Origin of the sequence: Victivallis sp. (genome assembly GCF_048170485.1) — a bacterium.
Classification (GTDB): Bacteria; Verrucomicrobiota; Lentisphaeria; order Victivallales; family Victivallaceae; genus Victivallis.
Genome location: NZ_DBEXAY010000250.1, coordinates 1 through 12394, shown reverse-complemented (window position 1 = coordinate 12394; position 12394 = coordinate 1). Strand labels below are relative to the sequence as shown.

The 12394-nt window shown below is 60.6% G+C and carries 6 protein-coding genes; 4 read left to right on the top strand and 2 right to left on the bottom strand.

Annotation, left to right across the window (positions count from 1 at the left end; translation table 11 throughout):
- Positions 1–2528: hypothetical protein (locus tag ACMLHG_RS13045; protein ID WP_417170769.1), on the top strand; the 2528-nt coding region annotated here is incomplete at its 5' end.
- 32 nt (positions 2529–2560) lie between these two features.
- Positions 2561–4627 (top strand): hypothetical protein, encoded by a 2067-nt coding sequence (locus ACMLHG_RS13040; protein ID WP_417170768.1) that lies wholly within the window; start codon positions 2561–2563, stop codon positions 4625–4627.
- A gap of 39 nt (positions 4628–4666) precedes the next feature.
- Here the strand turns inward: ACMLHG_RS13040 and ACMLHG_RS13035 are convergent, their stop codons facing one another.
- Positions 4667–6826 carry a family 78 glycoside hydrolase catalytic domain gene (locus ACMLHG_RS13035; protein ID WP_417170767.1) on the bottom strand — a complete coding sequence of 720 codons (2160 nt, stop codon included), beginning with the start codon at positions 6824–6826 and terminating at the stop codon, positions 4667–4669.
- Positions 6811–7845 carry a LacI family DNA-binding transcriptional regulator gene (locus ACMLHG_RS13030; RefSeq protein WP_417170766.1) on the bottom strand — a complete coding sequence of 345 codons (1035 nt, stop codon included), beginning with the start codon at positions 7843–7845 and terminating at the stop codon, positions 6811–6813. Before ACMLHG_RS13030 ends, ACMLHG_RS13035 begins: the two co-directional genes overlap by 16 nt.
- A gap of 247 nt (positions 7846–8092) precedes the next feature.
- Between ACMLHG_RS13030 and ACMLHG_RS13025 the strand changes: the two genes are divergently transcribed.
- Both ACMLHG_RS13025 and ACMLHG_RS13020 read left to right on the top strand, forming a co-directional pair.
- Entirely contained in the window at positions 8093–9199 is a 1107-nt protein-coding gene (locus ACMLHG_RS13025) for an efflux RND transporter periplasmic adaptor subunit (protein ID WP_417170765.1), read from the top strand.
- A 4-nt stretch (positions 9200–9203) separates the two neighbouring features.
- Complete coding sequence (locus ACMLHG_RS13020) at positions 9204–12344, top strand: efflux RND transporter permease subunit (RefSeq protein ID WP_417170764.1); 3141 nt, start codon at positions 9204–9206, stop codon at positions 12342–12344.
- Positions 12345–12394 lie beyond the last annotated feature (50 nt).

Below are 12394 nucleotides of genomic sequence, written 5' to 3'. Positions count from 1 at the left end.
GGGAACTCGTCCGGTCGATCGACCGGAAACCGGTCATTCTCCAGCTGCTCGGCGGGGAACACGCCATGAGCATCGCGCACGGCTGCAACATCTTTGAACTGCAGTCGCGCATGGATGCCATCACCCCCGGCACCGGGAATTTCTGCTTCGATGCCGCCGAAGATTACAATGCGGCCACCCCGTTCCGGGAGACGCTCGCCGTTTCCCGCAATCTCAAAATCGCCCTGCTCCGCCACGCCCTCTACTACCCGCTGGCGAAGGACAAGGTCTACCTCAACACCGAAGCGTACATCGCGGAAAACAAGGCGGATAACTTTCAGGCGGTTCTCTGGCGGGAACTCGCCCTCGGCCGACAGCAAGTGCTCTTCTGGAGCTGGTTCGGCATGGAGCCGCCGGGGAAACGGATGCCGAAATTCGCCCTGCTCAACCCCGGGGTGCAGCAGCCACAGGAGCTGGAGGCGATTCCGCGCTTCCGCAAAGCACTCGAGCCGATCTCAGACCTCTTTCTCGACCGGAAAAACAAACTCTTCGCGCCGCAGGTCGCTTTTCTCTACTCCTATCCGACGCTGCGGGTCACCGGAATCACCGGAAATCAGGCCCCCTGTCTCTTCGCCACACTGCCGTTCCTCGCCGCGCTCCACTTCCGTCACGTCGACTTTGCCGGCGTCTTCGAGGAGAATCTGGCGGCGGAGCTGGATCGCTACAAAATTCTGATTCTCGGCGACGTCACTCACATCAGCGAGGAGACGAACAAGCAACTGAAACAGTATCTTGACAAGGGCGGCATCCTCGTCGCCATGGGCGGAGAGTTCCGGCTAAGCGAATACGGAGTCCCCTTTGCCGATCCCCTGATCGATTTCCGGCGCACTCCGCAGCGGGAGATGTACGGCAGGATTCCGGAGTTCGACATCCCCGCCTCGCTCAAATGGAAGATTTCCACCGCTCCCGGCTGGGAGGTGCGCGGCACATTGAACGGTGCGCCGGCCGTTCTGCGAAAGCGGTTCGGCAAGGGGGAACTGTGGTTCCTCAACGCCGACATCGGCGACTATGCGCTCACCGCGGTTCTCGACCCGCTGCTGAAACAGTGCGACATCCGGCCTTACGCCACGGTGCTCAAACCGGATCAGGAGGAACCGATGCCCAACATCGAAGTGTTCCCCTTCCGCAAGCGGACCGCGCACGGGGAGTTGAACGGCTATCTGCTCTTCAATCAGAACCGGGAAAGCTGCTGTTTCCGCATCGCGGCGCCGGGAATTCACGACACGGTGTTCGAACCGGTTTCCGGAGAACTTTACCCTGTTGAAAACGGTTTTGTGACCGTCCGGCTGAGCAATCGCGAGTGCCGTGTGCTGGTCGCCGGCGACAAGGCGAAGTGGATGAAACGCTTCCCCGCGCCGACGGAGAAGTCCCCGGAACAGCTCCGCAAAGAGACGGAACAACTCGTCCGGAAAGAGCGTCTGCGGGCGCCGTTCCGCAAATCGTTTCCGCTCGACCTCAAGGCGGTGGCGAACTCCGGCTTCGACAACGCCCAGAAGTGGGCGACCGACTCCGCGCTCGTCGACTCGAACCATCGTTATCTGAGCAACGTGCCGTTCCACACGCAGCGGTTCGGCGACCTCTTCTTCGACATCATCCGGTTCGATTTCAACGACAACCGCAGCTGCATCGCCCTGCGTTCGAAGCGCAATCCGGAATATCCGGCCCAGGTGACCGTTCCGGTCGGCCGGAAATGCGGCGACTTCGCCATCCTGCAGACCTGCGTCGGCGGCAAAACGGGCGATGCGGTTCTCAAGTACCGCATCCGCTATGCCGACGGCTCGATTCAGGAGAAGACCGCCGTAAAAGGGGTGGAGATCGGCGACTGGAAGATCGACGCCAATCCCGCCGCGCTGCGGAAAACCGCTGTATGGAGCGATGAGGAACGTTATGGATTCTTCCTCTACGAACTGCCGAATCCATTCCCGTCAAAAAACGTTGCCAATCTGGAACTTCTCTCCTGTGGAGGGGATGGAACCGCAGTGATCTGCGCCATCTCCGCGCTGGAGACGATCTTCACCCGGGAGTATGCACATTCGGTTTCGTTCAAGGAGCTTTTCCCGGTGTTGAAAAAGCCGAAGCCGGACGCGCGCAACGGCTGGTTCGGGGATGAATTCCGCTCTGACCAGGGCTACGTGGAGTTCGCGACACGCGACGGGAAACCGCATCCCTTGTTCGACACGCCGGAAAAGATCGACCGGGCGATGTTGCGCGGCTCTGTCCGGCTGGATCGGGATTCCACCGGTAAAAAACACCAGTTAAGCTGGCTCTCCATGGTCTTTCCCGGCTCTCATGCGAGACTCTATATGCACTCGCTGGGAATCATCAGCAACTGCACCGCCAACCGCGACGGCGACCACTGGATGGAGTTCGAAGTTCCGCTCAAGGAGCTGCGCGGGGAAAATGTCTCCGCACTCACCGGATTCGTCCTCTTCCCCGGTCGCCAGACCGAAGTGGTCAAACATTTCCGCAACCTTCGACTGGAGTATTGAAGATGAACCAGAGACAAGCACGCAAAAGCAAAATGAAACTCGCGATACTCTGTTTCTCCCTCTGCGGGCTCGTATCCGTCGCCGGGGCCGAATACGGGAAACCGATTCCATTGAAACGGATTCCCGGCGTGACGGAAGGGGCAATGGCGGCGGAACTGTACCGGAACACCCTTTATGTGGCAGGTTCGCGGGGCACCCTGTTCGCGTTTGACGTCACAACCCCGGATGCGCCGAAACTGCTCTCGAAGCTCCGGGTTCTGAAAAGTTCCCGCCAGCTGGCGATCCGGAACGGCATCGCCGCGGTAACCGGCCGCCAGAACGGAATCGCGTTCGTGGATCTCCGCAATCCCGCCCGTCCGGAGCTTCTGAGCCGCTATCACTCCGTCGAACTGGCAACCGGCATCGACCTGACGCCGAAATACGCCTATGTCAGCAATCGCGTTTACGGTGTGGAGACGGTCGATCTCTCCGATCCACGCCGCCCGCGTCATCTCGGCAATCTGCTGACCCGCGAGGCGCAGTCGATCAAAGTTTACGGCAATCGGGTGTTCATCGGCGACTGGGCGGCGGGCCAAATCCTGATCGCGGACGCCTCGAACCCGGCACAACTGATTCCACAGGGGACGTTGCAGCTGGATGGCTACGGCGATGGACTGGATGTTTGCGACACTCTCGTTTTCGCCTCGACCGGGCATCATCGCAAATCCGGTCCGGCGGAGGATCGACCGGGCAACGGGCACGGTCTCGAAGTGTGGGATGTCAAAGATCCGTTTCACCCCAAACGACTTTCCCGTTTTTCCTTTCCCCGTTTCTACAATCTCGGCAACGACTACTGGAGTGTGCGGGTTTCCGGGGACTACGCGTTCTGCGCCGACACCCATAACGGATTTTTCGTTCTGAACATCGCCGATCCGGCAAAACCGTTCTGCGTCGGACATGCCCGGCTGGAAGAGGTCATCGAGCCGAAGCGGTATGATGCCCACGGCAAACTGCTGCTCAACTCCCGTCTGGCAGACGCCGTAAGCAGTCTGGCCGTCGGAGACGGCGTCGTCTATCTGACCGGAATCAAGACCGGCCTCTATCTTGCGGAGCTGCCGGGTGTTGCCGCATCGCGCAAAGAGGAGTCGATCCCGGCGGCGAAGGCGGTTTCGGAGAAATTTCCGACGCCGAAAGGATTTGCCGGTTATCGCCCGGCGGGAATGGTCCGGGCGGCGGCCATTTCCGGCGATGTCGCCTTTCTGGCCACCTCGGATGACGGCATTCACAGCGTCCGGCTCGGAGAGGGGGAAATCACTCCACTGCAACACTATCCGCAACATTTCGCCTTCGACGCAAAGGTCCGCGGCAACACCTTGTATGTGGCGGAAGATCTTGATGGACTTGGGGTCTATGAAATTCTTCCGAACGGCGTTCTCCAACAGAAGGCAGCCGTTCCCATGCCGTGGGGGCGAAGCTGCCAGCAGGTCTGGGCGCCGGAAGGAAGCGATCTGGTCATCGTCTCCGACCACGGAGCAACGATTTTCTTCCTCGACCTCTCCGACCCGAAAAAGGCCAAGGAGGTGTTTCGCCACAATCAGGTCGGAATCGTCTATTCCGATCTCATGACCCATCAGCTGGTGGGCGGCCGCTATCTGTTCTTCAACTGGCATCACAGCGGCTACGCCTGGTACGACCTTTCGGGGCAGAAACCGGTTCCGGCAAACGGGAAACGCTTCCGCTTCGCCTCGCATCTGGACGGCGCGGCAAGTCTGGGAACACGCTGTCTGGCGGTTGCGAACGGCGGCTATTATCTGCTGGAAGCCAATCAGGGCGGCCTCCCCGCCGATTGGCAGCGGGTCAGGGTGCCGGGTGTGAAACTCGGCGGCATCCCCTCGGTGGAGGAAGATACGCTGGTTCTCTCCAATCGCCGGACGGGCGAAATCACGGTGCTGGACATTCGCGACCCGCTCCGGCCGCGGCTGGACAAAGAGCGGTCGCTGAGAGTTCCGGGGCACCCCGGCACGGTGAGCTTTTTCCGGCATCGAATGGTGATTCCGGCCGGATACGCCGGGCTCTATCTGGAGCAGAACCGCGACAGCATGGAACCTGCTGCCCGATAAAAGATTCCACTGGAATTTCTGCCCGATGTGCCCCGATCGTCAGCGCGCGACACGGTGCACGCCGGCAGAGAGCGTGCGGGTCGGCCCTCCCGGCAGAACCAGCTCCGCGGTCGTCCCCTCCGGCACCAGCAAACGCAGTTCCGAACCGTTGAGCGCAAACGCGATCTCGCCATGGGGCGTCGGCACCACCGCTTCCACCTCCGCGAGATCCACCGGATTCGGCGCCACCCGGATGCGGCGGAATCCCGGTTCCAGCGGCTTGATTCCGGCGATCTCCGCCGGCAGCAGCGCACACGGCCCGGCGGTCCAGCCGTGGCAGAAGCTGACATACAGCGCCCGGGCCTGCGGATCCGTTACGACCGGATACCTCCCCGGCGAAGCGTAGAATCCCTCATAGAGCGTATCCGCACCGGCATCGAGATGCGCTCCCCATTCACGGCGGATCACCTCGAGCGCCTCCCGGCTATCCCCCCGGGCGAAAAGAAGTTCCAGAAGTTCATACAGACTGGTGGAGGAGCGCCGCATGCCCGGCTCCTCGAAGATCGATGTTTCGCGCATCAGCTTCTCCACTGCAACCTCCGTCCGTTCGACGAGGGTCTGGTAATGGCAAATCCGTTCCGGTTCATCCGCAAGGATCGCCACTTCAAGCGCGGTCCGGAGCGCCCGCAGATAGAGCCAGTTCAAATAGGGAGAGTGGCCAGACACCTTGTTCAGCACGATCATCCAGCTCGGCATGGGGTTTTCCGGAATGTCGATCAATCCATCCTCCCCGGCACGGGCGGAGAGCCAGTCGACTGCGGCGAAGAGATTCTCCCGCAGCCGCAGAGGAAACGCATCGTCCCCGGTGAACAGCCGGTAGTCGTGAAACGCGATCACCCACCAGGCGACATAGTCCCACAGGATCGAAGAACCCTCCCCCATCGCCGACGGAATCGCCCCGTCGGCATATTGCACCGAGGCGATCTCCTCCCAGGAGAAGCGGAACAACTCCTGATCGCCGAAGAGGTAGTAGTTGTAAAGTGCCTCCGCCCGGGTGTCCCCGACCCAGAGGAAACGGTCGCGTTTGACGCCGTCGAGATAGTACTCCTGCATGCAGAGGTGAAGAGTCTTCCGCCCCGCCTCCCAGATCCGGTTGAGCAACGGGTCGGAGCAGTGAAAGTAACCGCGGTACGACACCGGATAGAGAGTGGCGCGCACCGTGAATCCGGAGAGCTCCGCCCCCTGCGGCGTGTCGAAGAGTTCGATTCGAACGAAACGAAATCCCACCCGCTGCCGGCTCTCATACTCCTGCACGCCCGCGCCGAGCATAACCTCCTCGTTCAGCATCCGGTAAAGCAGCTGATCCCGGGCCGGTTCGGCGAGACACTCCGCAAGGCTCTCCCCGTAGCGGATTCGGAGCCGGGCCCCCTTCGGCGACGCACAGCGGAACCGCAGAAATCCGACCGTCTCCGCCCCGAAGTCGAGCAGAAAAAACGGCCCCTCATACCGGCCGGAGCTCTCCAGCTGAAACACGCCTTCCACACCGGCGACAGCCCCTGCCACCAGAGGATAGGCAGCCACTTCCGCAAACGGCGCGGGGCGGGCATTCCAGCTGTTGCGATAACCGTCGCCGACGATGTCTGCCAACTCCGGCGGAACATCCTCCGCCGTTTCCCGCATCCGGAAAAACGGCGAATCGACCGCTTTCGGAATCTCCCCGACGAAAAACGGGGAACCTTGCAGACAGGGGATCACCCGCTCCGGATGATCCCCGGCATGTCCCCGCCACTGCGGCAATCCCGCATACTGGAGCGGCACAATCCGCGCCCCGGCCCAGCCGCGATCGTCAAACTCCGGCAGAATCCACCCCCACTTCTCACAATCCGACGCGCGCCAGCTCCCGTCGGAAATCAGCTCAACCGCGCCGTCGCAACAGAGCTCCAGAGAGCATCCCCGGTGCCCGGAGTGGTTGAGAACGTGGACCGCCGCCAGATTCTCCCCCGCGTGCAGAAACGGCGTGACCTCGTAATCGCGGGTGTTGTTCCACTCATCGACCACCGCGACCAGCCGTCCATTGAGAAAGAGCTCGTATCCGGTGTCGGAAAAAATCCGCAGCACAGCGCGGCGCGGCCTCGCCACCAGCTGAAAACGGCGCCGCAAAAACGCCTCCTTCGCAGAAGCACCCCAGATCGGTTGAACGGAATTCATCGACATTGCCATGTGACTGCCCCCTGTCCCAGTGTTTGAAAAAAAGGATCGTTGTTCATCGCTTCCCGGACCGCCGTTCGCTCCTCCGGCACGAGAAAACGAACCGGAGCAAGCAAATCGCGCGTTGCTCCGCCGGGATCGCCCATCGCCTCAAGAAGAGCTTCCGCCAGAAGCCCGACATACTCCTGAAACCCCGGCACGATCGATCCATCCGATCGGGCAAGAGGCATAAACGGCAGACTCCAGGAGTCGATCCAGAGCGGGGAACCGCCCAGCTGTTCCCGGAGAGTTCCGCCGTCGATTCCGGCAAAAGAGATCAATGCCTCCGGCTGAAACCGTTGCACTTCGGCGACGATCCCCGTCTCCGGCCGCAACGCCGTACCGCAGCGGAACGAACGGAACCGCATGCCCGCGCCCCTCCCCTCCGGCACCGACAGGAACTCCCGTTCGCCGTAACCGCCGGAGTCGGTGAGCAGCGCGACCCGTTTCACGCCGCGCCCGGCGAGGAATCGTATCGCCTCCATCAACGCCCCCCCGAAATCATATCGGACACAGTGGAACGGATGCCCCGGATGGTATTCGGTGAGAAAAACCGGACAGGCGGCGGCACAGCGCCGCAACGGTTCTTCGACATATTCCGGGTGAAGCGTGTAGACCAGCGCATCGACGTCGAGTTGCATCATGGATTCGAGAAGTTCCCGTTCCCGCGCCGGTTCATACCGGGTGATGCCGAGAATGACGCGATAGCCGGCATCCTCGAGCCGCGTCATCAGGGATTCCGCAAAACAGGAGGCGACCGGTCCGGAAATCCGCCCCAGAATCACGCCGACGACATGGCTTCTGCCGCCCCGCAGCAACTGTGCCGCCCGGTTTGGACGGTACCCGAGCGCCCGGATTGCCTCGTCGATCCGCCGTTTCGTCTCCTCCGAGATCCACACCTTCGGATTCCGGTTGAGATACATCGAAACCAGCGAACGGGAAACCCCCGCCCGTTCCGCCACATCCTGTGCGGTAACCTTGCGAATCGACATGCACTCCTCCTTGATATGTCACGTGACATATCAATATATATCCACTATTGAAAAATTCAAATTCTGCAGATGTTCCATCTCCGTATTTTTTCGAAAAGGAGGTGCGACGATACAATATTCTTCCTCCCGGAACGTTACATGAAATGTAAGCCGGTTGGAGTTTTGTCGAAGTTCCACCGGGCGGTCAATCCCGTGCCCGCCGTTGGGCCGTGGGTATTCACTCTGTTGCAACGCCAGGAGGAGCAAAATGAAATATCTGTTCAGAGAAATGCTGTGCGCCGCAGTCTGCAGCCTATCAATTCCCCTCTTCGCCGCCGGCCCCGGTCAAGCAGCCGCGCTGTCGGTCGTCGGCGCGGAAAAGGTTGTCGAAGCGGAGGACCATGACATCCGGCACTATACTGGACAGGTGGTCTCCCGTTCCGTCGTCAGCATCGTTCCGCGGGTCTCCGGCGAAATCCTCGAAGTCGGTTTCAAAGACGGCGGAGTCGTCCGCAAAGGGCAGATGCTCTACAAACTCGATCCGGTCCAATACGAAGCCGCCGTCAAGGGAGCCGAGGCCAGCATCGAAAAGCGCAAGGCGGAACTCACCTACGCCCAGAGCAATTACAACCGGCTCAACCTGTTGTATGAGAAGCAGGCAACCAGCCTCGACACGCTCGAAAGTGCCAAAGCGACCCTCGGCGCCGCCAAGGCCGCCCTGCTCTCCGCCGAAGCGGAACTTATCACCGCAAAGGACAACCTCAAAAACACCGTCATCACCGCCCCCCAGGAGGGGATCGTCGGCGTCACCGCCTATACGCCGGGCAACTACATCACGCCCAATTCCGGCACACTGCTCACCATCATCCAGACCCAACCGATGCGGGTCCGCTTCTCCATCAGCGTCGCCGACCTTTTCAGCATGTTCGGCTCCCACCGGGAATTGATGCAGAACGGCAGCGTCGAGGTCAAGCTGGCCGACGGGTCCCAATTTCCCGAACGCGGCACCATCGAACTGCTCAACAACGAAGCCAATGCCAGAACCGACACCATCCAGATCTACGCGAGCTTCCCGAATGAAGAACGCAAACTTGTCATGGGAAACACCTTGACGGTAACTCTCTTCCGCGCCAACGGAAAAATGCTCCCCGCCGTCACTCCGTCGGCGCTGATGCACGATTCGAACGGCTCCTACGTCTATGTTCTGGACGCGGCGAACAAGGTGGAAAAGCGTTACGTCACTCCCGGCAACGCCACCGCTGAACAGCAGATGATCCTCTCCGGGTTGAAAAAAGATGAGATCGTCGTCACCAAGGGCACCCACAAAGTTCTGCCGGGAATGACCGTGGAACCGGAATTCGACAAGGAGAAATAAGATCATGTTTTCCGCTATCTTCATTGAACGCCCCCGGCTGGCGCTCGTCGTCAGTCTGGTCATGGTGCTGACCGGCGTCATCTCCCTCGGCAAACTCCCGGTCGCGGAGTATCCGGAGATCACTCCGCCGACGCTGCACGTATCGGCCAGTTATCCCGGGGCCAGCGCCGAAGTCATCACCCAGACCGTCGCCATGCCGATCGAAGACGAGATCAACGGTGTCGACGATCTGCTCTACTTCTCCTCCACCAGCGACAACTCCGGCAGTTACTCCTGTCAGGTGACCTTTCAGAGCGGTACCGACACCGATATCGCACTGGTCAACCTGCAGAACGCAGTCAAACGCGCCGAAGTGAAACTGCCGTCGGATGTGACCAAAAACGGCATCAGCGTGCAGAAACGCGGCGGCGATATTCTCGCCATGTTCGCCTTCCTCACCGACGGCAAGAAAATGAATCTGATGGAGCTCAACAACTATGTCGACTCCAACATCAAGGATGCAATCAGCCGGATCGACGGCGTCTCCTCCGCGGAAGTGATGTCCTCGCAGGAGTACTCAATGCGCATCTGGCTGAATCCGTTGCGGATGTCCGGCCTCGGCATCTCCACCTCCGACATCACCACCGCCGTGGAGTCGCAGAACCTGCAGGCCGCCGCCGGCTCCATCGGCACCGAACACTCCAACCGGTACGTCAACTACAAACTCAACGTCAAAGGCCGTCTGACCTCGGCCGAAGAGTTCGGCAACATCATTATCCGCCACGATACCGACGGCAGCATCGTCCGCCTGAAGGATGTCGCCCGGGTCGAGATCGGCTCGAGCTCCTATGAGGGAACCAGCCTTTTCAACGGAAAGGAATCGGTCGGCCTCGGCGTCTACCGCGCCCCCGACGCCAACGCCCTCTCCACGGTCAATCTGGTCAAGGAAGAGCTTGCAAAATGGGAAAAACTGCTTCCTGAAGGCGTCACCTGTTCCGTCGCCTACGATCCGACCGAGTTCATTCAGGTTTCGATGAAGGAGATTGTCACCACACTGGTTTCGGCGCTGCTGCTGGTGGTGCTGATCACCTGGATCTTTCTGCAGGACTGGCGGGCGACGCTGGTGCCTTCGATCGCGATTCCGGTCGCGCTGCTCGGAACCTTTCCGTTTCTGTACGCACTCGATTACAGCATCAACGTGCTCACCATGTTCGGGTTGATCCTGGTGGTTGGCTCCCTCTGCGACGACGCGATCGTGGTGGTGGAAAACTGCCAGGCGCTGATGGAACGCGAGGGACTTACTCCCCGGGAGGCCGCCTTTAAATGCATGAGCCAGATCACCGGCGCGATCATCGCGACCACGCTGGTGACCGTCGCCTGCTACGCGCCGCTCGCCTTCTACGGCGGCATGGTCGGAAACATCTACATGCAGTTCGCGGTTTCCATGTGCATCGCGCTCTGCCTCTCGACCGTCGTGGCGATGACCTTGAGCCCGGCGCTCTGCGCCGTTTTGCTGCGCAAGCCGGATGGTCATGTGCCGGTGATCTTCCGCCCCTTCAACCGGGTGCTGGACGGCAGCCGGAAACTCTACAGCTTTTTCGTCGCCTTTCTGGTCCGCCGGGCACTGCTCACGCTGATTCTCTTCGCCGGAGTCTGTGTCGCCATCTGGCTGCTCAACGGCAGGATCGAAAGCTCCTTCCTCCCCGCGGAGGACAAAGGGGAGATCATGTGCAACATCGAACTGCCGCAGGGGGCCTCGGTTGACCGCACCGACGCGGTGCTCAAGGAGTTCCTCGCGCGGATCGCCGACATTCCGGGAATCCGCTCCTCCATGGTGATCTCCGGGCGCAGTATGATGTCCGGCTCCGGGGAAAACGTGGCGATGTGCATCCTGCGGCTGGCTCCCTGGGATCAGCGAAAAACGCCGGAACTTCAGATCGATGCGATCATGACGCAGATTCAGGAGAAGACACGGACCATCAGCGATGCGACCGTCATTGCGTTCACGCCGCCGGCGATCATGGGGCTCGGCGCAACCGGCAGCGCCACATTCAAGCTCTGCGGCATCGGTGACATCGATCCGGGGGAGCTCTCGGAAATTGCGCGAAAGTTTGCGATGACACTCTCCAGCAATCCCGTGACCCGGTACGCCATGACCTCCTACAATGCGGACACTCCGCAATTGTTCCTCGATATCGACCGGGAAAAAGCCGAGACGCTCGGCGTCTCCACCAAAACGATTTTTTCGACGCTGCAAAGCAAACTTGCGTCGCTCTACGTCAACGACTTCACCTTCCTTGGCCGCAATTACGAAGTAAAAATTCAGTCCACCGCGGACAACCGCGCCACGCTGGACAACGTCCGCGAGATCCAGGTTCCGAACGACGACGGCGAAATGGTTCCCTTGAGTTCACTCGGCACGCTCCGCTACATGGTCGGCCCCAGCCAGATCACACGCCACAACAAAATGAGCTGTGCCGAGCTCAATGCGCAGACGGCGCCCGGCTTCAGTTCTCAGCGGCTCTTTGAACTGGTAGAGGGGACGGAACTGCCCTCCAACTACCATGTGGAGTGGACCGGTCTCAGCTATCAGGAGAAACAGAACCAGGGGCAGATCCTCTGGCTGATGGCGCTGGCGCTGCTCTTCGCCTACCTCTTTCTGGTCGCACAGTACGAGAGCTGGACGATTCCGGTTCCGGTGATGCTGACCGTCGCATTCGCAGTGGTCGGCGCTCTGCTCGGGTTGCTCATCACCGGCGAAACCATGAGCATCTACGCGCAGCTCGGCATGGTGATGCTGATCGGACTCGCCGCCAAGAATGCGATTCTGATGGTGGAGTTCTCCAAACAGGAACGCGAGAGCGGCAAGAACGTCTACGAAGCCGCGATGAACGGCGCCAACCTCCGCTACCGCGCGGTGCTGATGACCGCCTGGAGCTTCCTCTTCGGCGTCTTCCCGCTGGTGATCGCCACCGGCGCCGGTTCCGGCAGCCGCCGCGCCATCGGCATCACCACCTTCTCCGGCATGGTGGTCGCCACGCTGATCGGCATCGTCTTCACCCCGGCGCTCTACGCCGCATTCCAGCGGATTCGCGAGTGGATCAAAGGGAAACTTCACCTCGCCTCTCCCTCCGGCGGAGAGAATCCGATGGAAAATCAGCTGTAATTTCTCCATCCTTCGGCGCCTCCATAAGCCATGGGGGGTGCCGCCTTACT

Coding starts and splice junctions, on each gene's coding strand:
- ACMLHG_RS13035 (WP_417170767.1), bottom strand. CDS start 6,826: ATGGCAATGTCGATGAATTCCGTTCAACCGATCTGGGGTGCTTCTGCG.
- ACMLHG_RS13030 (WP_417170766.1), bottom strand. CDS start 7,845: ATGTCGATTCGCAAGGTTACCGCACAGGATGTGGCGGAACGGGCGGGG.
- ACMLHG_RS13040 (WP_417170768.1), top strand. CDS start 2,561: ATGAAACTCGCGATACTCTGTTTCTCCCTCTGCGGGCTCGTATCCGTC.
- ACMLHG_RS13025 (WP_417170765.1), top strand. CDS start 8,093: ATGAAATATCTGTTCAGAGAAATGCTGTGCGCCGCAGTCTGCAGCCTA.
- ACMLHG_RS13020 (WP_417170764.1), top strand. CDS start 9,204: ATGTTTTCCGCTATCTTCATTGAACGCCCCCGGCTGGCGCTCGTCGTC.